The organism is Variovorax sp. KBS0712 (genome assembly GCF_006323185.2).
Classification (GTDB): domain Bacteria; phylum Pseudomonadota; class Gammaproteobacteria; order Burkholderiales; family Burkholderiaceae_C; genus Variovorax; species Variovorax boronicumulans.
Window position 1 is genome coordinate 2,486,156 of sequence record NZ_VCCD02000001.1, and the last position, 20,825, is coordinate 2,506,980.

Genomic DNA, 20,825 nt, shown 5'->3' on the forward strand with positions numbered 1-20,825 from the left:
CCTTCGGCCGTGGAGGCACAAAGGGGACACCTATAATCGCAATTTCCCACTGCCCGGATTCACGCGTCCGGAACTGGCATGACCAAATTTGTCTTCGTCACCGGTGGTGTCGTATCTTCCCTTGGCAAGGGAATCGCCTCCGCCTCGCTCGCCGCGATCCTCGAATCGCGCGGCCTCCAAGTCACCCTCATCAAGCTCGATCCGTACATCAATGTCGACCCCGGCACGATGTCACCGTTCCAGCATGGCGAAGTGTTCGTCACCGATGACGGCGCCGAGACCGACCTCGACCTCGGCCACTACGAGCGCTTCATCAACACGCGGATGCGCAAGGCCAACAACTTCACGACCGGTCAGATCTACAAGACCGTGCTCGAGAAGGAACGCCGCGGCGACTACCTCGGCAAGACCGTCCAGGTCATTCCGCACATCACCAACGAGATCCAGGAATACATCAAGCGCGGCGCCGGCATCGGCACGGCGCACGAGGTGGACGTGGCCATCGTCGAAATCGGCGGCACCGTGGGCGACATCGAGTCGCTGCCCTTCCTGGAAGCCGTGCGCCAGATGAGCCTGCGCATGGGCCCGAACAACTCGGCCTTCGTGCACCTGAGCTACGTGCCCTGGATCGCCGCCGCCGGCGAGCTCAAGACCAAGCCCACGCAGCACACCGCCAAGGAACTGCGCGCCATCGGCATCCAGGCCGACGCCCTGCTGTGCCGCGCCGACCGCCCGATTCCCGACGACGAGCGCGCCAAGATCTCGCTGTTCTCGAACGTGCCCGAATGGGGCGTCATTTCGATGTGGGACGTGGACACCATCTACAAGGTGCCCCGCATGCTGCACGAACAGGGCCTGGACGGCCTGATCTGCGACAAGCTGCGCATCAACACCCCGCCCGCCAAGCTCACGCGCTGGGACGAGCTGGTGTACGAGGTCGAGCATCCGCAACAGGAAGTGTCGATCGCCATGGTCGGCAAGTACGTCGACCTGTCGGACAGCTACAAGTCGCTCAACGAGGCGCTGCGCCACGCCGGCATGAAGAACCATGCGCGCGTGAAGATCGACTACATCGACTCCGAGACCATCTCGGCGCAAGACGTGTCGCGCCTGGCCAAGTACGACGCCATCCTGGTGCCCGGCGGCTTCGGCCAGCGCGGCGTCGAAGGCAAGATCTCGGCCGCCCGCTTCGCCCGCGAATCGAAGGTGCCCTACCTGGGCATCTGCCTGGGCATGCAGGTCGCCACCATCGAGTACGCCCGCCACGTGGCCGGCCTGAAGAACGCCAACAGCACCGAGTTCGACCCGGAAACGCCCACCCCCGTGATCGCGCTGATCACCGAGTGGAAGGACCGCGACGGCACCGTGAAGACGCGCGACGAAAAATCCGATCTCGGCGGCACCATGCGCCTGGGCGCGCAAAGCTCCGACGTGACGCCCGGCACGCTGGCGCACAGCATCTACGGCGACGTGGTCACCGAGCGCCATCGCCACCGCTACGAAGCCAACGTCAACTACCTGGACGAGCTGCGCAATGCCGGCCTCGTGATCTCGGCGCTCACGCAGCGCGAGCACCTGACCGAAATCGTCGAGCTGCCGCAGAACGTGCACCCGTGGTTCATGGGCGTGCAGTTCCACCCCGAGTTCAAGTCAACGCCGTGGGGCGGCCATCCGTTGTTCAACGCCTTCATCAAGGCGGCGCTCGACCACAAGGACAAGGGCGCGGGCAGCACCAACAAGACGCTCAAGGCAGTGGCATGAAGCTTTGCGGATTCGACATCGGGCTGGACCAGCCTTTCTTCCTGATCGCCGGCCCGTGCGTGGTCGAATCCGAGCAGCTGCAGATGGACACGGCCGGCACGTTGAAGGAAATCACGGCGTCGCTGGGCATCCCGTTCATCTTCAAGAGCAGCTTCGACAAGGCCAACCGCTCCTCGGGCACGAGCTTTCGCGGCCCGGGGCGTGACAAGGGCCTCGAGATCCTGGCCAAGGTGAAGCGCGAACTCGGCCTGCCGGTGCTGACCGACGTGCACACCCATGAAGACATCACCGAGGCCGCCAAGGTGGTCGACGTGCTGCAGACGCCCGCCTTCCTGTGCCGCCAGACCGACTTCATCCACGCCGCGGCGCAGTCGGGCAAGCCGGTGAACATCAAGAAGGGCCAGTTCCTCGCACCGCACGACATGAAGAACGTGATCGACAAGGCCCGCGCTGCCGCCAAGGAAGCCGGCCTGAACGAAGACAGCTTCATGGCCTGCGAGCGCGGCGCCAGCTTCGGCTACAACAATCTCGTGTCGGACATGCGCTCGCTCGCGATCATGCGCGAGACGAAGGCGCCCGTGGTGTTCGACGCCACCCACTCGGTGCAGCTGCCCGGCGGCCAGGGCACCAGCTCAGGCGGCCAGCGCGAGATGGTGCCGGTGCTCTCGCGCGCGGCCGTGGCCGTGGGCGTGGCCGGTCTCTTCATGGAGACGCACCCCGACCCGAACAAAGCCCTGAGCGACGGCCCCAACGCCGTGCCGCTCAAGCACATGAAGGCCCTGCTCGAGACGCTGGTCGCGCTCGACCGGGTCACCAAGAAAAACGCTTTCCTCGAGGACAGTTTTCAAGCATGAGCAGCGGTTACGTCATTGCCCACGTCGAAGTCACCAACCCGACGCAGTACGAGGAATACAAGAAGTGGTCGAGCGTCGCGATGCAGGCGCACGGCGCCGAAGTCTGCGTGCGCGGCGGCCAGGTGCAGCCGCTCGAAGGCGACTGGAAACCCACCCGTGTCGTCGTGCTCAAATTCCCCAGCTTCGAGAAGGCCAAGGCCTTCTACGAGACGCCCGAATACCTGAAGGCGCGTGAAGCGCGTGCCGGCGCCGCCATCATGAACATGATCGCGGTCGAAGGCCTTTGATTCCGTTTTTTGCCAGTCCACTCCACCAAGAGACCCAGAGAAAGAGATAGAGATGAGTGCAATCGTTGACATCGTCGGCCGCGAAATTCTCGACAGCCGAGGCAACCCCACCGTCGAGTGCGACGTGCTGCTCGAGTCGGGCACCATGGGCCGTGCAGCCGTGCCCTCGGGCGCTTCGACCGGTTCGCGCGAGGCCATCGAGCTGCGCGACGGCGACAAGAGCCGCTACCTCGGCAAGGGCGTGCTGAAGGCCGTCGAGAACATCAACACCGAGATCTCGGAAGCCGTGCTGGGCCTGGACGCCAGCGAACAGGCCTTCCTCGATCGCACGATGATCGACCTGGACGGCACCGACAACAAGGCCCGCCTGGGCGCCAACGCCACCCTCGCCGTCTCGATGGCCGTGGCCCGCGCCGCGGCCGAAGAGTCGGGCCTGCCCCTGTACCGCTACTTCGGCGGCATGGGCGGCATGCAGCTGCCGGTGCCGATGATGAACGTCATCAACGGCGGCGCGCACGCCAACAACAGCCTGGACCTGCAAGAGTTCATGATCATCCCCGTGGGCGCCAAGAGCTTCCGCGAGGCCGTGCGCTACGGCGCCGAAGTGTTCCACGCCCTGAAGAAGATCCTGGGCGACCGCGGCATCAGCACGGCCGTGGGCGACGAAGGCGGCTTTGCCCCCAGCGTCGAAAGCCACGAAGCAGCCATCCAGCTGATCCTGGAAGCCATCGACAAGGCCGGCTACACCGCCGGCGAACAGATCGCCCTGGGCCTGGACTGCGCGGCCAGCGAGTTCTACAAGGACGGCAAGTACGTGCTGTCGGGCGAAAACCTGTCGCTCACGGCCGAGAGCTGGACCGACATGCTCGCGACCTGGGTCGACAAGTACCCGATCATCAGCATCGAAGACGGCATGCACGAAGGCGACTGGGACGGCTGGAAGCACCTGACCGAACGCCTGGGCAAGCGCGTGCAGCTGGTGGGCGACGACCTGTTCGTCACCAACACCAAGATCCTGCAGGAAGGCATCGACAAGGGCATCGCCAACTCGATCCTGATCAAGATCAACCAGATCGGCACGCTGACCGAAACCTTCGCCGCCATCGAGATGGCCAAGCGCGCGGGCTACACGGCCGTCATTTCGCACCGTTCGGGCGAAACCGAAGACAGCACCATCGCCGACATCGCCGTGGGCACCAACGCCGGCCAGATCAAGACCGGCTCGCTGTCGCGTTCGGACCGCATCGCCAAGTACAACCAGCTGCTGCGCATCGAAGAAGACCTCGGCGACATCGCCGTCTACCCGGGCCGCGGCGCGTTCTACAACCTCAAGTAGCGCCTCGCAGCCTGCATGCGCGCGCGCTTCGTCCCTCCTCTCATCCTGGTGCTGCTGCTGGTCATCCTGCAGTGGCAGCTGTGGAACGGGCGCGGCAGCGTGCGTGAGGTCGCCCAGCTGAGGACCCAGCTGGCCGACCAGAAGGACGCCAACGCCAAGGCCGCCCTCAACAACGAGCGGCTCGCGTCCGAAGTCAATGACCTGAAAGACGGCCTCGAGATGGTCGAGGAACGCGCGCGCGCGGAACTCGGCATGGTCAAACCGAACGAAGTCTTCGTGCAGATCGCGCACTGACCCTTTCCTTCGCCACCGCTTCTCGATGCCAGAGCTTCTCTCGGCCTCCGCCTTTGCGCTGTGGGGTTCTCCTGTCACCTGGCTCGAACTCGTCGCCGCCGTGCTCGCGCTCGCGATGGTCGGCTGCAACATGCGCGAGATCCACTGGGGCTGGCCGCTGGCCATCGTCAGCTCGCTGCTCTACGTGGTGGTGTTCGCCAACGCACGCATCTACGGCGACGCCTCCCTTCAAGTCTTCTTTGCCTTCGTCGCCCTCTGGGGCTGGGCGCAATGGCTGCGCGGCTTTCGCGCCGACGGCAGCGCCTTGCGAGTCAGCCGGCTGTCGCCGCGCGGCACCGCGTACGCCCTCCTGGCCTGCGCCATTGCGTGGCCCGTGGTCGCACTCTTCCTGCGTCGCTTCACCAACACCGACGTGCCCTGGTGGGACGGCTTTGTCACCGGCCTGAGCCTGGTCGGGCAGTTCCTGCTCGGGCGTAAGTTCATCGAGAACTGGCTCATCTGGCTGGCCGTGAACGTGGTCAGCGTGGGCCTGTTCATCCACAAGGGCCTGTGGCTCACGACAGCGCTGTACGCGGTGTTCGCCGTGCTCAGCGTGGCCGGCTTCCTGGCATGGCAGCGACGCCTGCCGAAGGCCACGACGAAGGCGGTGCCGGCATGACGCCGAACCTGCCGACCGGCTGCGTCATCGCGCTCGTGGGCGCCGAGAGCACGGGCAAGACCGAGCTCTCGCGCGCCATCGCACAGCGCCTGCAGGACCGCGGCACGCCCGTCACGCTGGTGGGCGAGTACCTGCGCGAATGGTGCGAGCGCGAGGGCCGCACGCCCCGCCCCGACGAGCAGCAGGCCATCGCTGACGAACAGATGCGCCGCATCGACGCCGCTGCGGCCACGAGCGTGGTGGTGGCCGACACCACGGCACTCATGACAGCGGTCTACAGCGAGCAGCTGTTCGCCGACACCTCGCTGTACGACAGCGCGCTGGCCGCGCAGCGGCGCTACGCCATCACGCTGCTCACCGCGCTCGACCTGCCCTGGGTGGCCGACGACATGCGCGACGGCCCGCATGCGCGCCAGCCGACCGACACGCTGGTGCGCGCCGCGCTCACGCGCGCCGGACTCTCGTACGCCGTGGTGCATGGCAGCGGTGGAGAACGGCTGGCGAACGCATGGAACGCGATCAACACCATCGCCGGCAACGAAGGCCGCGCCCGCACGCGCACCCGCCGCGATGCCAAGCCCGCCTCGTGGACATGGCCTTGCGAGAAGTGTTCCGACCCGGAATGCGAACATAAGCTCTTCAGCGACCTGATGGCGCGCCGCGACCCGCCCTGAGCCTTCCGGCTCCTGCGCGTTCGCGCGCCCTCTCCCCTTCACCGGAGACCCGATGCCCGTTTCGATTGCTGTGCGCTCTGCCTCGCGCACTCCCGCCGCCGCTTTCCTCGCCCTGCTGCTGACCGCCGGTGCCGCTTCTGCGGTGCCCGTTGCCGCCACCGTCGAGAACGCCACCACCTCCACGGCCTGCGCCGAGGAAGACAACGTGTCGATGGTGCTGCGCGGCGACGGCATCCGCAAAATGCGCATCGAAGCGCTGCAGCCGAGCTACCTCGGCACCATCGGCAACGACGTCACCGCGCCCGACTTCTCGGGCTGCAACTTCGACGGCGGCGCCCACCCCACCGACCCGGCGCACCGTTTCAAGAAGCGCACCGTCGTGCTGCTCGACAACGCGCAGTGGCGCATCGTCGGCATGACGCTGCCGACCTTCTGGCGTCCGGCGCGCGTGCCGGTGCAGGTCGGCGCGCGCCACGACCGTGGCTTTCACCTGCTGCAGGTGTTCAAGAAGGAAAACGGCAAGGCGCTCGAGGCCATCGTGCTCTACCCCTCCGACGGCTACTGGCGCCTCAAGCCGCTGCCCGAGGCGCGCTTCGGCGACGGTGTGTACGGCTCGTCGTTCCTGCTCGGCCCGGTCGTGCAGGCCGGGCGGCCGGTGGTGAACATCGCGTCGATCCGCGTCGTACCGAAACCGCTGGCCATCCACCTGCGCTTCGCCGACGGCGGCAGCGCCGTGGCGCGCGTGACCGAGATCAGCCGCACCCGCACCGCGCTCGACGTGACGCTCTCCCAACCCACATCGAGCGCGAAGCAACCCTTCGCGGTGCTGCGTTCGATGTACGTGACGCCCGACAACGCCGACATGAGCGAGGTGCGCTGGCAGGCCTCGCCGCAGGCGGCCGAACAGGTATTGCCGCTGCCCGAAGTGAAGGCGCTGAACGCTACGCAAGTGCGCTTCGGCCGCACCCTGCCCTCCAAGCACAACACGAGCGCGCCCGACATCGCATTCAGCGGCTTCGATGACGAAGCGCGCTGAACCCTACGCTGCGCGCCGCACCTCGCCGGGCGTGAGGCCCAGCACGCGGCGCATGCAGCGCGCCATGTGGCTCTGGTGCGAGAAGCCGCTCTCGAGCGCCACGAGGCTCGCGGGCATCTCGCTGTTCAGCAGCAGGCTGCGCGCGCGGTCGACGCGGCGGTGCACCACGTAGGCATGCACCGCCTGGCCGGTGGAGCGCTTGAACTGCGTCTTCAGATGCGAAGCGCTCAGGCCCGCGACCTCGGCCAGCGCGGCCAGCGACAGGTCGCCGTCCAGGTGCGCCTCGATGAACTCCGTGACACGCTTCAGCTGCAGCCGCGTCAGCCCCTGTGCGGGTGACGGCGCCACCTGCGGGCCCGCCGCGATCAGCTGCACCGCGAGCGCGGTGCCCAGGCTGTCGGTGTAGAGCCGGCCGTTAGGAAAGCCCGCGCGCCGTTCGGCGTCGAGCGCCCAGGCGATGTGCTCGATCTGCGGGTCGCGGAACTGGTGGCGTTCGCCGAGCACCGCGCGCTCGGCCGGCAGACCCATCTCGTCGGCCGTGCGCACGAGCAGTGCGGGCGCCATGCGCACCACGACCGAGGTGCTCGGCGACTCTTCATGCCAGATGTCGGTGCTGCCGGCCGGCAGGATGTCGAGGTCGCCGCGCGTGTAGAGAAAGCGATGGAACTGGCAGGCGCCCGCCACCGGCGCGCCCGCGTGCAGCTTGAGGCGGTGGTCGGGCAGCGCCTCGTAGCCGACCACGCCGCCGGGGGTCTGGCGCACGTCGACGCGCAGGCTGTCGGTGGCGGGCGGCGCGACGAAGCTGTCGGCCGACAGCGCCACCTCGGACGCCGCACCACCGTGCCCGTGCAGATCGGTGTCCAGATCGGTATCGCTCATCGAAACATTATGGGCCGCGCGCGGCGTGCATGCCGTCGGCCGTTTGTGCTCCCCCACGGCTGAACGTGCGCGACCGCGAGCCGCGCGATCCGGATCATCGACGGCCATGAACACCACACCCCACACTCCTTACGCAGGCAAGAAAGCCGTCATCACCGGCGGCACCCTCGGCATGGGCCTGGCCACCGCGCAGGCGCTGCTCGACGGCGGCGCCGACGTGCTCGTGACCGGACGCAACCCGCAGAACCTGGAGGCCGCGCGCCGCGTGCTCAGCCCCTTCGGCGCGCGCGCCCATGTGCTCGCGTCCGACGCGGCCTCGCTGGCCGACATCGACGCCCTCGCCGCCACGGTGCGCGAGCGCTTCGGCCGCATCGACCTGCTGCACATCAACGCGGGCATCTCGTCGCTCGAGCCCTTCGAGCAGGTGACCGAGGCCGGCTACGACCGCGCCTTCGCCGTCAACACCAAGGGCCCGTTCTTCACCGTGCAGCGCCTGGCGCCGCTGATGCCGGCGGGCAGTGCGATCGTCTTCACCTCGTCCATCGCGGACGAAGGCGGCATGCATGGCATGAGCGTGTACAGCGCCACCAAGGCCGCGCTGCGCTCGATGGCCTCGGGCTTCGCGGCGGAGCTGGTGACGCGTGGCATCCGCGTGAACGTGGTGAGCCCCGGCTTCATCGACACGCCCACGCTCGGCGTGACCGATGCGAGCGCCGAGGAGCGCGCCGAGTTCATGCGCCTGGGCGACCAGATCACGCCGATGCGGCGCCACGGCACCTCGGCCGAAGTGGCGCGCGCGGTGCTCTTCTTCGCCTTCGAGGCGACCTTCACGACGGGGGCCCGGCTCACCGTCGACGGCGGGCTGGGCCAGGGCCTGACGCCGGCGGCCGCCTGATCCGATCTCTCACCAAGGACCTCACAACATGACCGACGTTTCCCTCATCGGCCTCGGCCCCATGGGCATCGCCCTCGCGCGCGCCCTTCAAGCATCGAAGTTCACGCTGACGGTGTGGAACCGCACCGCCGAGCGCGCAAAGCCCCTCCTGAACCAGGGCACGGTGCTCGCACCGACGGCCCTGGCCGCCGTGCAGGCCAGCCCCGTGGTGCTGGTCTGCGTGGCCGACTACCCGGCGTCGCGCGCCATCCTCGCCGCGCCCGGCGTTCACGACGCGCTGCGCGGCAAGGTGCTGGTGCAGCTGAGCACCGGCACGCCCCAGGACGCACGCGACGACTGGGCCGCGCTCAGCGGCGTGGCGTACCTCGACGGCGCCCTGCTCGCCACGCCGGGCCAGATCGGCCGGCCCGACACGCCGCTCTTCATCTCCGGCGAAGCACGCGCCCTCGCCCCCTGCCGGCCGCTGCTCGAAGCCATCGCCGGCAACATCCAGCACATGGGCGAGCCGATCGGCAACGCGGCGGCCTGGGACCTGGCCACGCTGTCGTGCATGTTCGGTGCGATGAGCGGCTTCTTCCACGGCGTGCGCATCTGCGAAGCCGAAGGACTGCCGGTGGACGGGTTCTCTCAGATGATCGGCGCGATCTCGCCGGTGCTCGGCGAAATGATCCAGGCCGAGGGCGAGGCGATCCACGCCGGCCGGTACAGCGAGCCCGAGAGCTCGATGGCCACCTGCGCGGGCTCGGGTCGGCTCTTCGTGAAGCAGGCGCGTGAGGCGCAGCTCGACGCGGGCTTTCCGGATTTCCTGATGGGTCAGTTCGAGCGCGCGCTGCGCGCGGGCCTGGGCAACGAGCGCCTGGCCGCGATGGTCAAGGTGCTGCGGCAACCGCCGCAGCCCGCTTGAACCGCGTCGCGCTTACTGGACGACCGGGCTGCCCGGCAGCTGGTCGCCCAGCGGCTTGAACAGCTGCGCGGTATCGACCGCGTCGAAGCGGTACTGCTTGCCGCAGAAGTCGCAGCCGACCTCGATGTCGCCGCGCTCGGCGAGGATTTCCTCGGCCTCTTCCACGCCGAGCCCGCGGATCATCTGCGCCACGCGCTCGCGGCCGCAGGTGCACGCGAAGTGCGGGCCCAGCAGGCCGGCCTGCGGTTCGAAGCGCAGCAGCTTTTCTTCCCAGAACAGGCGGCGCAGGATGGTCTCGACGTCGAGCGTGAGCAGCTCGTCGCGCGTGAGGCTCGACGCCAGGATCGAGATGCGGTTGTATTCCTCGTTGCGGCCGATCTGGTCTTGGTGCGCCTCGTCGTGCACCTGCTGCGAGGTGCCTTCGAGGTTGCCCTCGCCCTTGATGGGCAGGCGCTGGATCAGCAGGCCGGCCGCCACCTTGTCGTCGGCGGCGAGCACCAGCGTGGTGTCGAGCTGTTCGCTTTGCAGCATGTAGTGCTGCAGCACGTCGCTGAGCTTGCCCAGCTTCTGGCCGTCGTCGCCGAACAGCGGCACGACGCCCTGGTACGGCGTGGTGCCGGGCAGCTTGTCTTTCGGGTCGAGCGTGATGGCGCAGCGGCCCTTGTTGTTCACGTTGACCATGTCGGGCAGGCGCGCGTCGGCCGGCAGGTCGCCGATCACTTTGGCGGTGGCGCGCAGGCTCAGGTCGGGCTTGGCCTCGGCCACGGCCACCTTCACGGGGCCGTCGCCGAAGATCTGCAGGATGAGCGCGCCGTTGAACTTGATGTTGGCCTGCATCAGCGTGGCCGCGGCCGTCATCTCGCCCAGCAGCTCGGCCACCGGCGGCGGGTAGGCGCCGGTGGCGGTGTTGGAGGCGCGCCGCGCAAGGATCTCCTGCCACGCATCCGTCAGGCGCACGATCATGCCGCGCACCGGCAGGCCATCGAACAGGAATTTGTGCAGCTCGCTCAAAACGGAATCTTTCTCTGTGTGCCTGCGCGGGTCAGGCGATTTTTTTCAGGCCCTTCGCGAAGCGATGGGCGTTTTCTACGTAGTGCTCCGCACTCTGGCGCAGCTTGGCGGCGGCGGCATCGTCGAGCGTGCGCACCACCTTGGCGGGCGAGCCGATGATGAGGGAGTTGTCGGGAAACTCCTTGCCCTCGGTCACGACGCTGCCGGCGCCAACGATCGAATTGCGGCCGATCTTGGCGTTATTCAAGACCACCGCCTGGATGCCGATCAGCGAGTTGTCGCCGATGGTGCAGCCGTGCAGCATCACCTGGTGCCCCACCGTCACGTTGTCGCCGATGGTCAGCGGGCAGCCGATGTCGGCGTGCAGCACCGACAGGTCCTGGATGTTGCTGTTGCGCCCGATGGTCAGCACCTCGGTGTCGCCGCGCAGCACGGCGCCGAACCAGACGCTCGCGTTCTCTGCCAGTTCGACATTGCCCATGACCTGGGCGCTGTCCGCGACCCATGCGCCTTCGCCAAGGCGCGGGGCAATGCCATCCAATTCGTAAATCGCCATCGTGGTTGTCTCCGGAGGGGCAAAACTAGAATTGTAGGGATGCACCCCCGATTGAGCGCGCTGGCCGCGCTGCGCCTGACAGACCCCGACGACAAGGTGGCCGCCACGCGCGCCACGGCTGCACAGGCAGCTACTGTTTCCATAGCACTCGAGCCCCTGCGCACGCCCGGCGACGACGGCGGCGTGCCGGGCCGCCCCGAACGCCCGCTGCGCGTGGCCGCCACGGCCGTGCAGAAGCGCTCGCCCTTCACGCCCGAAGGCCGCGCCGCGCTGATCCATTCGATCTGCCACATCGAGTTCAACGCGATCAACCTCGCGCTGGACGCCGTGTGGCGCTACGACGGCATGCCCGAGGCCTACTACCGCGACTGGCTGCGCGTGGCCGACGAGGAGGCGCAGCACTTCACGCTGCTGCACACGCACCTGCAGGCCATGGGCTGGCGCTATGGCGACTTTCCGGGCCACGACGGCCTGTGGAACATGTGCGAGAAGACCAAGGACGACGTGCTCGCGCGCATGGCGCTGGTGCCGCGCACGCTCGAGGCGCGCGGGCTCGACGCCACGCCGCTGATCCAGTCCAAGCTGAAACGCGTGAACACGCCCGATGCGCTGCGTGCGGTCGAGATCCTCGACATCATCCTGCGCGACGAAGTGGGCCACGTGGCCATCGGCAACCACTGGTACCGCTGGCTGTGCGAGCGCGCCGGGCTCGACGCCGAAGCCAACTACCCGGCCCTGGTCGCGCGCTACGACGCGCCGCGCCACAAGCCGCCTTTCAACCTCGAAGCACGCGGCCGGGCGGGCTTCAGCCCCGCAGAGCTGCGCGCGCTGACCGAGTCCCGCCCCGAATGACCGATGTGATTTCCGACCAGACCTGGTCACGCGCCGAGCTGCAAGCCTGCCTGCAGGGCCGCGACACGCCGCCGCATTTCGAACGCTGCCATTTCGACGAGGCCGACCTGTCGCGCCTCGATCTGCGCGGCGCGCAGTTCACCCTGTGCAGCTTCGCCGAAACCTCGTTCGAGCGCGCGCAGCTGGCGGACACGCGCTGGGTCGGCTGCCGTGCGCGCCAGGCCGACTTCGGCCTGGCCGACCTCACGAACGCGCGCTTCCAGGACTGCGACCTGAACAACACGCAGTGGGCGCGCGCCAAGCTGGCCTCGGCGCTCTTCACGGGCGTGAAGCTCACGGGCGCGCACTTCGGCGAGGTGTCGGCGCTGGGCGTGGTGTTCAAGGATTCGCTGCTGGTCGACGCGCACCTGCGCGGCCTGTCGTTCCGCAAGCAGACGCTCGCGCAGCTCGACCTGTCGGAGGCCGACCTCTCGGGCTGCGATTTCCGCGAGACCATCTTCGAAGGCGGCAGCCTGCGCAACGCGCACCTGAAGCTCGCGCGCTTCGAAGGCGCCGACCTGCGCGACGTGGACCTGGGCGGCCTGCGGCTGGCCAACGCCGCGCCGTTCAAGGGCGCGACCATCTCCCACCGCCAGGCCGCCGCGCTGGTCGAGGAACTGGGCCTGCGCGTCGTCTGAGATTCAGGCCGTCGCGGTGCGGCTGTGCACCACCAGCTTGGGCGTGAAGTACTGCAGCACCTCGCCGCGCTGGTTGCGCGTCTGGCAGCGCATCGAGACCATCGCGCGGCCGGGCTTGGAGCGCGAGGGCGTGATGTCGACCACCTCGCTCACCACATGCAGCACGTCGCCGGGCCGCGTGGGCTTGGGCCACTGCAGCTCGCCGCCCGAACCGATGATGCCGTCGGCCAGCGGAATGCCGCTGTCGACCAGCAGCTTCATGGTGAGCGCCGCCGTGTGCCAGCCGCTCGCGGCCAGCCCGCCGAAGAAGGTGTTCTTGGCGGCCTCTTCGTCGATGTGGAAGGGCTGCGGGTCGAACTGCTGCGCGAAGGCCTTGATCTGCGCCGCGTCGAGCAGGTGTTCGCCGCTCTGAAAACGGTCGCCGACCTTCAGGTCTTCGAGATACAGCTTGTCCATGGGAGTCTCCTTGTTGCGTTGCCCGTCATTCTCGGGCGATCAGACGCGCTCGAGGATGGTGGCGATGCCCTGCCCGCCGCCGATGCATTGCGTGGCCAGCGCGTAGCGGCCGTTCTCGCGCGCCAGCAGCGCCGCCGCCTTGCCCGTGATGCGCGCGCCGGTCGCACCCAGCGGGTGGCCGATGGCCAGGCCGCCGCCGTCTAGGTTCACCTTTGCCGGGTCGAGCCCGAGGTCGCGGATGCAGGCCAGCGCCTGCGACGAGAAGGCCTCGTTGATCTCGACCACGTCGAGGTCGGCCACGTTCAGCCCAGCGCGTGCCAGCGCCTTGCGCGTGGCGGGAATCGGGCCGATGCCCATGACGGCCGGGTCGACGCCCACGGTCGCGAACGAACGGATGCGCGCCAGCGGCTTCAGACCGTGCTTCGCGGCGAAGGCGTCGCTGGTGAGCAGCACGGCCGCCGCACCGTCGGTCAGCGGAGACGAGGTGCCCGCCGTGACCACGCCGTCGGGACGGAACGCGGGCTTGAGGTTGGCCAGCGCCTCGGCCGAGGTCGAGGGGCGGATGCAGCCGTCGGCATCGACCACCTCGCCGGAGGCCAGGCGCACCGGCACGATCTCGCCGGCCAGCCGGCCCTGCGCACGCGCCTCGGCCGCCTTGCGGTGCGACTCGACGGCCAGCGCCTCCTGGTCGGCGCGGCTCACGTTCCAGCGCTGCGCGACGTTCTCGGCGGTCTCGCCCATCGAGATGTAGGCATCGGTGCTGGCCAGCAGCTCGGGGCTGGGCGAGAAGTTGAAGCCGCCCTGCGGCACCATCGTCATCGACTCCACGCCCACGCACAGGAAGGCGTCGCCCATGCCCGCCTCGATCTGCGCAGCGGCGATGTGCACGGCCTGCATCGACGAGCCGCAGAAGCGGTTCACCGTCATGCCGCCCACTTCATGCGGCAGCCCGGCCAGCAGGCCGACGATGCGCGCCAGGTTGTTGCCCTGCGACGCCTCGGGGTAGGCGCAGCCCAGGATGATGTCTTCGAGCAGCGCGGGGTCGAGGTCGGTGCGCTGCAGCAGGCCCTGCACCACGCCGGCGGCGAGCGTGTCGGGGCGCACCTCGGCCAGCGCGCCCTTCTTCGCGAAGTGGAATGGGGAACGGGCGTAGGCGGAAATCACGGCTTTCATGGGAACACTCCTTGGAGAAAAACTACCTTCCAATCGGTAGGCTTCGGGGTTCAAAAAAAGGCACGCCCGGCGTGCCCGTGGTGAAACGGATCGGTCAGTCCAGCGGCAGCGCGCGCCGCAGTTGCGCGATGGCGTCGTCGAAGTCTTCGACGCGCCCCGTCATGCGCGATGCGAGCAGCGCGCCCTGGCACGACGAGAACACGAAGGCCGCGAGCGAGGCCACGGGGTTGTCTTTCTGCGCCTGCGCCGGCACCAGCGCGCCGAGCACGCCGGTGAGCCACATCACCTGCGTGTTGCGCAGGGCCTGCACGGCCTGGCGCAGGTCTTCGTTGATGCAGTCCCAGCCCGGCGCCAGCGCGCCCGCCGGGCACAAGCCCGAGCCCGCCTTCAGCGTGTTGCGGTACATGCGGAAATAGGATTCGAGCGCGTCCTTGGGCTCGCGCGCGCGCGCCGCCACCCAGTCCTTGAAGCCCTGCGTGGCGCCCTGGATCACCGCGATGCCCAGCGCTTCCTTGGTGGGAAAGTGGTGGTACAGGCTCGCCTTGCGCACGCCCACCGCGTTGGCCACGTCCTGGAAGCTGAAGCCCAGGTACGAACGGGTTTCGATGAGCCCGCGCGCCACCGCGAGGATCTGATCGCGGGTGCCGCCGGGGGCCAGGGTGGAAGCGTCGTGCATCTACCTACTATAAGGTAGGGAAACCCGCCCCTGCAAGCGCCGGGGTCAATCGGCCTTGATGCCTGCGGCCTTCACGATGCGGCCGTTGCTCTCGAACTCGGTGGCGATTTCCTTGGCGAAGGCGGCCGGCGTGCCCGGGGCGGGCACGTTGTCGGTGGCCGTGAGCTTGGCGCGCAGCTCGGGGCTGGCGAGCGCCTTGTTGATCTCGGCGTTGTACTTCGCGACCAGCGCCGCCGGCGTGCCCGCGGGCGCGAACACACCGAACAGCGAATGGATGTTGGCCGCGCTGTAGCCCAGCTCGGCCAACGTGGGCACCTGCGGCAGGCTCTCGAGCCGCGCGGGCGCGCCGGCCGCCAGCGGGCGCAGCTTGCCCGACTGGATGTGCGCCGACAGCGTCGGGCTGGCGTTGGTCGACAAAATTTCGAACTGCCCGCTCAGCGCATCGTTGAGCTGCTGGCCGCCGCCCTTGTACGGCACGTGCGTGATGTCCACGCCGGCCGTCGCGCGCACCTGTTCGAGCACGATGTGCCCGAGCGAGGCCGGCCCCGACGTGGCCCAGCGCACCGCGCCGGGCTGCGCCTTCGCCTCGGCAATCAGCGCACGGAAGTCCTTCGCCTTGCTGGCCGGCGTGGCCACCAGCAACACGGGCGAATACATCACGCTGGCCACCGGCACGATGTCCTTCAGCGGATCGAACGGCAACTTGCCCAGGTGCGGGCTCAGCACCAGCGGGCTGATGGCCGAGAAGCCCAGCGTCGCACCGTCGGGCGCGGCCTTGGCCACGGCGTCCATGCCGATGGCGCCGCTCGCGCCCGCGCGGTTGTCGACGATCACCGTGGTGCCCAGCTGCGCGGCGAGCCGGTCGCCGAGCGCGCGGGCGACCACGTCGCTCACGCCCCCCGCCGGATAGGCCACGATGAGCCGCACCGTGCGCGGCACGGCCTGCGCGTGCGCACCGCTGGCCGCGCACAGCGCCGCGGCGGCGAGCAGCCGGGTCGTGGTGCGGCGCGAAGGCTTGGAGGCGGCGAGGAAGTTCATGGTGTCGATGAAAGGCATGCGTCGAGGAGAAGAAGACGGATCGGTCAGTCCAGCTGCAGCTTGCGCTCGCGGATCAGCTTGGACCACTTCTCATTGTCCGCCTTGACGAAAGCCGCAAAGGCCGCCGGGCCGAGCGGGTGCACCTCGGCGCCGGCCGTCGCGAACTTGGCCTTGATCTCGGGCGTCGCCAGTGCTTTCGCAAGTTCACCCGACAGGCGATCGACCACCTCCTTGGGCATGTTGGCCGGGCCGACCAGCCCCTGGAAGCCGACTGCTTCCATGCCTGCGAGGCCCAGCTCCTTCACCGTCGGCACGTCGGGCAGTTGCGGGTCACGCACCGGGCCGGTCACGGCCAACGCCTTGAGCTTGCCGCCCTTCACCTGCGGCAGCAGCACGCTGCCCGCGTCGATGAGGATCTGCGTCTGCCCGCCGAGCAGGTCCTGCACCGCAGGCGCGCTGCCCTTGTAGGGCACGTGCGTCATGTCCAGGCCCGTCACCTGGTTCATGAGCTCGCCGTTCAGGTGCGTCGAGGTGCCGTTGCCGCCCGAGGCGAAGTTGACCTTGCCGGGCTGGCCCTTGGCCCACGCCACGAACTCCTTGAGGTTCTTCGCCGGATGGTCGGGCCGCGTCACGGCGATGTAGCTGCCCTGGCTGATCTGGCCGATGTAGGTGAACTGCTTGATCGGGTCGTACGGCGGCTTGCTCTGCAGGTACGGCGCGATGGCGAAGGGGCCGGTGTTGGCCAGCAGCAGCGTGTAGCCGTCGGCTGGCTGGCGCGTGAGCTCCGTCGCCGCGATCATGCCGCTCGCGCCCGGCTTGTAGTCGACCACCAGCTGCTGCTTGAGCGCTTCCTGCAGCGGCACCTGCACCGTGCGCGCTGCGAAGTCGATGCCGCCGCCGGGCGGGTAGCCGACGATCAGGCGGATGGGCTTGGCGGTGGGAAAGCCCTGGGCGATGGCAAGGCCGGCGGTCGTGGCCAGTGCGAGGCCGGTGCAGAGTCTGCGAAGGTTCATGGATGTCTCTCGATGTCCCTTGAATAAGAGCATCCATTTTGAAACATCGCCGGACCTCCGGCTCGCACCTGCTCAGGCCTCCTGCGCCTCCACATCGTTGCCGATGAAGTTGCGCCCGCGCGCCCCGCCCTGCGCATGGCGCAGCATCTCGCGCGCCTCGTCCTCGCCCACGCCGTAGTCGGCGAAGCGCGTCTTCACGCCCAGCGATTCGATGAAGGCCGCGAGCTGTGCCGGTGCGTCGGCCAGCGGCATGCGCAGCGCCTGCGCCAGCACCGCGTCGCGGTCGGGCCGGCGGCCGATCGCACGGGCCAGCACCATCGGCAGCGGGAACGAACAGGCGATGCCGTGCGGCAGGCCGTATCGCAACGTCATCTCGTAGGAGATGGAATGCGCGAGCGCGGTCTTGGTGTTGGAGAACGCCATGCCCGCCTTCAGTGCCGCGAGTGCCATGCGCCCGCGCAGGTCGACGTCGTCGAGCCGCACCATGAGCTGCGGCAGCACCTCCAGCGTGTCCTGCACGGCCGCCACGGCGAAGGTGTCGGACAGCGGGTTGGCGTTGACGTTCCAGATCGCTTCGAGCGCGTGCGACAGCGCATCGAGCCCGCTCTGCAGCGTGACCGCCGCCGGCAGCGACAGCATCAGCTCGGGGTCGATGACCGCATAGGTCGGCCAGGTCTGCGGCAGGTGCAGCGAGTACTTCTTCTGGCGCTCGCGGTCCCAGATGGTGGCCCAGGGCGTGACCTCGCTGCCGGTGCCGGCCGTGGTGGGCACGGCGATGAGCGTCTTGTGGCGAGTGGCCACGAAGGGCCGCTCGCCCGCGAGCCCCGCCACCAGGTCCGCGAAGCGCCCGTGGTCGTCGGCCACCATCAGCGCCTTCGCGGTGTCGATGGCGCTGCCGCCGCCGACCGCGACGATCACTTCCACGTCGGCATGCGTGCGCCAGAACCATTCGTAGGTTTCGGCCAGTTCCGCCACGTCGGGGTTGGGCCGCGTCTGGTCGAGGGTGCAGGCCAGCGCGTCGCCGAGCACCGACGCCAGCCGATCCAGCAGGCCCAGCGCGCGCGCCTCGGGAAAGGTCACCAGCGCGGCGCGCCGGCCTTCGAGCAGCTTCGGCAGGGACAGTAGGGCCCCTGCCCCGTACACGCTGTGCACGGGGTTGTGGTAGTTGGCGCTCATGGGAAAGTGGCTTCAGGAGACGGCAAGAGCCGCGGGGAGGGAGCGGGCCATCAGCGCGCGCCCTGCTGGATCCAGCCGCGCAGCCGGGTCGAGAGGTAGTCGGCCGTCATGACCATCACGACGATCACCAGGATGCAGGTCGCCGTGTCCTGGTACTGGAACAGCTTCATGCTGCCCACGAGCTCGAAGCCGATGCCGCCCGCGCCCACCATGCCCAGCACGGTAGCCTGGCGCAGGTTGGTCTCGAAGCGGTAGACGATCACGCCGATCCACGCGGTGACCACCTGCGGAATGACGCCGAAGATGATGGTCTGGATCGGCCCCGCGCCGGTGGCGCGCAGCGCCTCGATCGGGCCCTGGTCGATCTCCTCGATCGACTCGGCGAAGAACTTGCCGAGCATGCCCGCGCCATGCAGCGCCAGGGCCAGCACGCCGGGGAACGGACCGAGGCCGACGGCCGCCACGAAGATCAGCGCCAGGATGATCTCGTTGATGCCGCGCGTGATGTTCAGCACCTGCCGCATCGCGTGGAACACGGCGACGTTCGGCGAGATGTTGCGCGCCGCGAAGAAGCACAGCGGCACCGCAAGAATCACCGCCAGCAGCGTGCCCCACAGCGCGATCTGCACGGTCTCGATGGCCGGCTTCACGAGCTTGCCCATGAACTCCCAGTTGGGCGGCAGCATGCGCCCGAGGAAGTCGGCGATCCAGGGCATGCCCTTGCCGAGTTCGCTGAAGCTCACCTGGCTGCCGATGGCCGCCCACCAGAGCACGCCGATGCCGGCGAGCACGGCCACGGCGTATTTCCACCAGCCGGGGTTGCCGGCGCTCTTGGCGATCAGCAGGTTGTAGCGTCCGAGGGCGATCATGATTGCTCCATGGCGAGTTGCGGGGCGGTGCGCACCGGCGCCGCATGAAGGGCCGCGGCGGGCACGCTCGGCGTTGCGGTGTCAGGCTCTGCGCCTGCAACGGCGGCCTCGGTGCCCTCTTCCACGCCGCCCGGATAGATGAGGTGCAGCACCTCGTCGGTCAGCTCGTCGGGCCGGCCTTCGAACACGATGCGCCCGGCCGCCACGCCGATCACGCGCTGCGCGAACTCGCGGGCGTAGTCGACCTGGTGCAGGTTGCAGATCACCGTGATGCCGTCCTGCCGGCTGGCCTGCTTCAGGTAGTTGAGCACCTTGCGCGAGGTCTTCGGGTCGAGGCTGGCCACGGGCTCGTCGGCCAGGATCACCTTGGGCTTTTGCGCCAGCGCGCGCGCAATGCCCACGCGCTGCTTCTGCCCGCCCGAGAGCGTGTCGGTGCGCAGGTCGGCCTTGGGGTCGAGCTCGACGCGGCGCAGGCATTCGCGGGCGATGGCGATGTCCTTCGCGGGGAACACCTGGAACCACGACAAGAGCGCGGGCATCGAACCCAGCCGCCCCGTCAGCACGTTCTTGAGCACCGACAGGCGCGGCACCACGTTGTAGTGCTGGAAGATCATCGCGACGTCACGGCGCACCTTGCGCAGGCCGGCGCGGTCACCGCGCGAGCGCTCGCCGTCCACGTGGATCTCGCCTTCGCTCGGCTCGGCCAGGTGGTTGATGCAACGCAGCAGCGTCGACTTGCCCGCGCCCGACGCGCCGAGGATGACGACGAACTCGCCCTTGGCCACCGTGAGGTCCACACGGTGGAGCGCAGTGAAGTCGCCGTAGCGCTTGCACAGCCCGCGGATCTCGATCATTTCATCTTCCTCAGGTCGAGGTTCAACACCTTGGCCGTGTCGCGGATGATGTTGTAGGCCGCGTCGTTGGTCGGGTGGAAACCGTTGAGCAGGCCCTGGTCGGACCAGGGGATGTCCTTCACCTGCAGGAAGGCGGCCTGCACGCGCGTCTTGAGGTCGGCGGGCAGGTCCTTGCGCCACACGGTGGGCGACTCGGGAATGGGTTCCGACTTCCAGACCTCGACCAGGTCTTCGCGCTTGACCAGGCCCTTGGACACGGCGGCATCGAGGATGCGGTCGGCGATGGCCGCGGCATCGACCTTCTTGTTCTGCACCGCGATCGCGCTCGAGTCGTGCGAGCCCGAGAAGATCACGCGGCCGAAATCCTTGTCGGGGTTGAAGCCCGCCTTCAGCAGGCCGGCCTTCGGGAACAGATGGCCCGAGGTGGAACTCGGATCGACGAAGGCGAAGGTCTTGCCCTTGAGGTCGGCCACCGTCTTGATGCCGGTGTCCTTGTGGGTCACGATCTGGCTGTGATAGGAGGTGCGCCCGGCCTTCTTGGTCTCGGCCACCGCGAAGGCCTCGATGTCGGCCACCGTGGTGCCCAGCACATAGGAGAACGGGCCGAGGTAGGCCACGTCGAGCCGCTTGGAACGCAGCGCTTCGATCACGCCGTTGTAGTCGGCCGCCACGAAGGGCTTGACCGCGAAACCGAGGGCCTTGGACAGCATGTCCATCATGGCCTGGCTGTTGGCAATCATGGCGCGCGAGTCCTCGGAAGGAATCAGCCCGACAGTGAGAACCTGCTGTGCCCGTGCCATCGGCACGAAGGCGGACGCTGTCACGGCGGCAGTGCCGAGCAGCAGCTTTCTACGCTTCATCATGGTTGTCTCCAGTGGTCTGCGTTGCATGGAATC

General features: G+C 68.4%; 24 protein-coding genes. 12 read left to right on the top strand and 12 right to left on the bottom strand.

Annotated elements, in window-relative coordinates:
* Positions 1–78 precede the first annotated feature (78 nt).
* From FFI97_RS11445 to FFI97_RS11480, 8 genes are read left to right on the top strand one after another with little or no spacing between them, the layout of a single operon-like run.
* Positions 79–1,761 carry a CTP synthase gene (locus tag FFI97_RS11445; RefSeq protein WP_139705616.1) on the top strand — a complete coding sequence of 561 codons (1,683 nt, stop codon included), beginning with the start codon at positions 79–81 and terminating at the stop codon, positions 1,759–1,761.
* Positions 1,758–2,615 (top strand): 3-deoxy-8-phosphooctulonate synthase, encoded by an 858-nt coding sequence (kdsA, locus tag FFI97_RS11450; protein WP_139705617.1) that lies wholly within the window; start codon positions 1,758–1,760, stop codon positions 2,613–2,615. Before FFI97_RS11445 ends, kdsA begins: the two co-directional genes overlap by 4 nt.
* On the top strand, positions 2,612–2,902 hold the full coding sequence (locus FFI97_RS11455) for a DUF1330 domain-containing protein (protein WP_062474654.1): 291 nt from the start codon (positions 2,612–2,614) through the stop codon (positions 2,900–2,902). The genes kdsA and FFI97_RS11455 overlap by 4 nt, the downstream gene beginning before the upstream one ends.
* A gap of 52 nt (positions 2,903–2,954) precedes the next feature.
* The gene (gene eno / locus FFI97_RS11460) at positions 2,955–4,238 is read left to right on the top strand and encodes a phosphopyruvate hydratase (protein ID WP_062474653.1); all 1,284 of its coding nucleotides are present in this window, start codon (positions 2,955–2,957) and stop codon (positions 4,236–4,238) included.
* Positions 4,239–4,253: 15 nt separating this feature from the next.
* On the top strand, positions 4,254–4,532 hold the full coding sequence (gene ftsB, locus FFI97_RS11465; RefSeq protein ID WP_070059525.1) for a cell division protein FtsB: 279 nt from the start codon (positions 4,254–4,256) through the stop codon (positions 4,530–4,532).
* Between the two features lie 25 nt (positions 4,533–4,557).
* Complete coding sequence (gene pnuC / locus FFI97_RS11470; RefSeq protein ID WP_139705619.1) at positions 4,558–5,190, top strand: nicotinamide riboside transporter PnuC; 633 nt, start codon at positions 4,558–4,560, stop codon at positions 5,188–5,190.
* Positions 5,187–5,864: an AAA family ATPase gene (locus tag FFI97_RS11475; protein WP_139705643.1), complete on the top strand. Its 678-nt coding sequence runs from the start codon at positions 5,187–5,189 to the stop codon at positions 5,862–5,864. Before pnuC ends, FFI97_RS11475 begins: the two co-directional genes overlap by 4 nt.
* Before the next feature lie 52 nt (positions 5,865–5,916).
* Positions 5,917–6,900 (top strand): hypothetical protein, encoded by a 984-nt coding sequence (locus FFI97_RS11480; RefSeq protein WP_144004433.1) that lies wholly within the window; start codon positions 5,917–5,919, stop codon positions 6,898–6,900.
* A 3-nt stretch (positions 6,901–6,903) separates the two neighbouring features.
* Here the strand turns inward: FFI97_RS11480 and FFI97_RS11485 are convergent, their stop codons facing one another.
* Entirely contained in the window at positions 6,904–7,779 is an 876-nt protein-coding gene (locus tag FFI97_RS11485) for a helix-turn-helix domain-containing protein (RefSeq protein ID WP_095947296.1), read from the bottom strand.
* A gap of 106 nt (positions 7,780–7,885) precedes the next feature.
* Here FFI97_RS11485 and FFI97_RS11490 point away from each other — a divergent pair, with 106 nt between their 5' ends.
* Together FFI97_RS11490 and FFI97_RS11495 are read left to right on the top strand one after the other, a co-directional pair.
* Positions 7,886–8,674, top strand: coding sequence for an SDR family oxidoreductase (locus FFI97_RS11490; protein WP_139705621.1), 789 nt, complete (start codon positions 7,886–7,888; stop codon positions 8,672–8,674).
* A 28-nt stretch (positions 8,675–8,702) separates the two neighbouring features.
* The gene (locus FFI97_RS11495) at positions 8,703–9,578 is read left to right on the top strand and encodes an NAD(P)-dependent oxidoreductase (protein ID WP_139705623.1); all 876 of its coding nucleotides are present in this window, start codon (positions 8,703–8,705) and stop codon (positions 9,576–9,578) included.
* Between the two features lie 12 nt (positions 9,579–9,590).
* On the opposite strand, the gene FFI97_RS11500 is transcribed toward FFI97_RS11495, so the two are convergent.
* Positions 9,591–10,589 (bottom strand): Hsp33 family molecular chaperone HslO, encoded by a 999-nt coding sequence (locus FFI97_RS11500; RefSeq protein ID WP_070059530.1) that lies wholly within the window; start codon positions 10,587–10,589, stop codon positions 9,591–9,593.
* A 31-nt stretch (positions 10,590–10,620) separates the two neighbouring features.
* On the bottom strand, positions 10,621–11,145 hold the full coding sequence (locus FFI97_RS11505; protein ID WP_070059531.1) for a gamma carbonic anhydrase family protein: 525 nt from the start codon (positions 11,143–11,145) through the stop codon (positions 10,621–10,623).
* Between the two features lie 39 nt (positions 11,146–11,184).
* Between FFI97_RS11505 and FFI97_RS11510 the strand changes: the two genes are divergently transcribed.
* A complete protein-coding gene (locus tag FFI97_RS11510; RefSeq protein ID WP_139705625.1) occupies positions 11,185–11,997 on the top strand; it encodes a ferritin-like domain-containing protein in 813 nt (270 codons plus the stop codon).
* Complete coding sequence (locus FFI97_RS11515; RefSeq protein WP_139705628.1) at positions 11,994–12,674, top strand: pentapeptide repeat-containing protein; 681 nt, start codon at positions 11,994–11,996, stop codon at positions 12,672–12,674. The genes FFI97_RS11510 and FFI97_RS11515 overlap by 4 nt, the downstream gene beginning before the upstream one ends.
* A 3-nt stretch (positions 12,675–12,677) precedes the next feature.
* On the opposite strand, the gene FFI97_RS11520 is transcribed toward FFI97_RS11515, so the two are convergent.
* The 9 genes from FFI97_RS11520 to phnD form a co-directional block, all read right to left on the bottom strand.
* On the bottom strand, positions 12,678–13,130 hold the full coding sequence (locus FFI97_RS11520; protein ID WP_139705630.1) for a MaoC family dehydratase: 453 nt from the start codon (positions 13,128–13,130) through the stop codon (positions 12,678–12,680).
* 39 nt (positions 13,131–13,169) lie between these two features.
* Entirely contained in the window at positions 13,170–14,303 is a 1,134-nt protein-coding gene (locus FFI97_RS11525) for a thiolase family protein (protein ID WP_139705632.1), read from the bottom strand.
* Positions 14,304–14,397: 94 nt separating this feature from the next.
* Positions 14,398–14,979 carry a TetR/AcrR family transcriptional regulator gene (locus FFI97_RS11530; RefSeq protein WP_095947288.1) on the bottom strand — a complete coding sequence of 194 codons (582 nt, stop codon included), beginning with the start codon at positions 14,977–14,979 and terminating at the stop codon, positions 14,398–14,400.
* A gap of 45 nt (positions 14,980–15,024) precedes the next feature.
* The gene (locus tag FFI97_RS11535; RefSeq protein WP_139705645.1) at positions 15,025–16,017 is read right to left on the bottom strand and encodes a Bug family tripartite tricarboxylate transporter substrate binding protein; all 993 of its coding nucleotides are present in this window, start codon (positions 16,015–16,017) and stop codon (positions 15,025–15,027) included.
* A 44-nt stretch (positions 16,018–16,061) separates the two neighbouring features.
* Positions 16,062–17,030, bottom strand: coding sequence for a Bug family tripartite tricarboxylate transporter substrate binding protein (locus FFI97_RS11540; RefSeq protein ID WP_062482231.1), 969 nt, complete (start codon positions 17,028–17,030; stop codon positions 16,062–16,064).
* A gap of 72 nt (positions 17,031–17,102) precedes the next feature.
* A complete protein-coding gene (psrA, locus tag FFI97_RS11545; protein WP_144004434.1) occupies positions 17,103–18,206 on the bottom strand; it encodes an iron-containing alcohol dehydrogenase PsrA in 1,104 nt (367 codons plus the stop codon).
* Between the two features lie 50 nt (positions 18,207–18,256).
* The gene (phnE, locus tag FFI97_RS11550; RefSeq protein WP_139705634.1) at positions 18,257–19,075 is read right to left on the bottom strand and encodes a phosphonate ABC transporter, permease protein PhnE; all 819 of its coding nucleotides are present in this window, start codon (positions 19,073–19,075) and stop codon (positions 18,257–18,259) included.
* The gene (gene phnC / locus FFI97_RS11555; protein ID WP_139705637.1) at positions 19,072–19,929 is read right to left on the bottom strand and encodes a phosphonate ABC transporter ATP-binding protein; all 858 of its coding nucleotides are present in this window, start codon (positions 19,927–19,929) and stop codon (positions 19,072–19,074) included. Before phnC ends, phnE begins: the two co-directional genes overlap by 4 nt.
* Positions 19,926–20,789 (bottom strand): phosphonate ABC transporter substrate-binding protein, encoded by an 864-nt coding sequence (phnD, locus tag FFI97_RS11560; RefSeq protein WP_139705648.1) that lies wholly within the window; start codon positions 20,787–20,789, stop codon positions 19,926–19,928. The genes phnC and phnD overlap by 4 nt, the downstream gene beginning before the upstream one ends.
* Positions 20,790–20,825: the final 36 nt, after the last annotated feature.

Coding starts and splice junctions, on each gene's coding strand:
- pnuC (WP_139705619.1), top strand. CDS start 4,558: ATGCCAGAGCTTCTCTCGGCCTCCGCCTTTGCGCTGTGGGGTTCTCCT.
- FFI97_RS11535 (WP_139705645.1), bottom strand. CDS start 16,017: ATGAACTTCCTCGCCGCCTCCAAGCCTTCGCGCCGCACCACGACCCGG.
- phnE (WP_139705634.1), bottom strand. CDS start 19,075: ATGATCGCCCTCGGACGCTACAACCTGCTGATCGCCAAGAGCGCCGGC.
- kdsA (WP_139705617.1), top strand. CDS start 1,758: ATGAAGCTTTGCGGATTCGACATCGGGCTGGACCAGCCTTTCTTCCTG.
- FFI97_RS11510 (WP_139705625.1), top strand. CDS start 11,185: ATGCACCCCCGATTGAGCGCGCTGGCCGCGCTGCGCCTGACAGACCCC.
- FFI97_RS11445 (WP_139705616.1), top strand. CDS start 79: ATGACCAAATTTGTCTTCGTCACCGGTGGTGTCGTATCTTCCCTTGGC.
- FFI97_RS11525 (WP_139705632.1), bottom strand. CDS start 14,303: ATGAAAGCCGTGATTTCCGCCTACGCCCGTTCCCCATTCCACTTCGCG.
- FFI97_RS11505 (WP_070059531.1), bottom strand. CDS start 11,145: ATGGCGATTTACGAATTGGATGGCATTGCCCCGCGCCTTGGCGAAGGC.
- eno (WP_062474653.1), top strand. CDS start 2,955: ATGAGTGCAATCGTTGACATCGTCGGCCGCGAAATTCTCGACAGCCGA.
- FFI97_RS11540 (WP_062482231.1), bottom strand. CDS start 17,030: ATGAACCTTCGCAGACTCTGCACCGGCCTCGCACTGGCCACGACCGCC.
- phnD (WP_139705648.1), bottom strand. CDS start 20,789: ATGAAGCGTAGAAAGCTGCTGCTCGGCACTGCCGCCGTGACAGCGTCC.
- psrA (WP_144004434.1), bottom strand. CDS start 18,206: ATGAGCGCCAACTACCACAACCCCGTGCACAGCGTGTACGGGGCAGGG.
- FFI97_RS11480 (WP_144004433.1), top strand. CDS start 5,917: ATGCCCGTTTCGATTGCTGTGCGCTCTGCCTCGCGCACTCCCGCCGCC.
- FFI97_RS11490 (WP_139705621.1), top strand. CDS start 7,886: ATGAACACCACACCCCACACTCCTTACGCAGGCAAGAAAGCCGTCATC.
- FFI97_RS11475 (WP_139705643.1), top strand. CDS start 5,187: ATGACGCCGAACCTGCCGACCGGCTGCGTCATCGCGCTCGTGGGCGCC.
- FFI97_RS11515 (WP_139705628.1), top strand. CDS start 11,994: ATGACCGATGTGATTTCCGACCAGACCTGGTCACGCGCCGAGCTGCAA.
- FFI97_RS11530 (WP_095947288.1), bottom strand. CDS start 14,979: ATGCACGACGCTTCCACCCTGGCCCCCGGCGGCACCCGCGATCAGATC.
- FFI97_RS11520 (WP_139705630.1), bottom strand. CDS start 13,130: ATGGACAAGCTGTATCTCGAAGACCTGAAGGTCGGCGACCGTTTTCAG.
- FFI97_RS11495 (WP_139705623.1), top strand. CDS start 8,703: ATGACCGACGTTTCCCTCATCGGCCTCGGCCCCATGGGCATCGCCCTC.
- FFI97_RS11485 (WP_095947296.1), bottom strand. CDS start 7,779: ATGAGCGATACCGATCTGGACACCGATCTGCACGGGCACGGTGGTGCG.
- phnC (WP_139705637.1), bottom strand. CDS start 19,929: ATGATCGAGATCCGCGGGCTGTGCAAGCGCTACGGCGACTTCACTGCG.
- ftsB (WP_070059525.1), top strand. CDS start 4,254: ATGCGCGCGCGCTTCGTCCCTCCTCTCATCCTGGTGCTGCTGCTGGTC.
- FFI97_RS11455 (WP_062474654.1), top strand. CDS start 2,612: ATGAGCAGCGGTTACGTCATTGCCCACGTCGAAGTCACCAACCCGACG.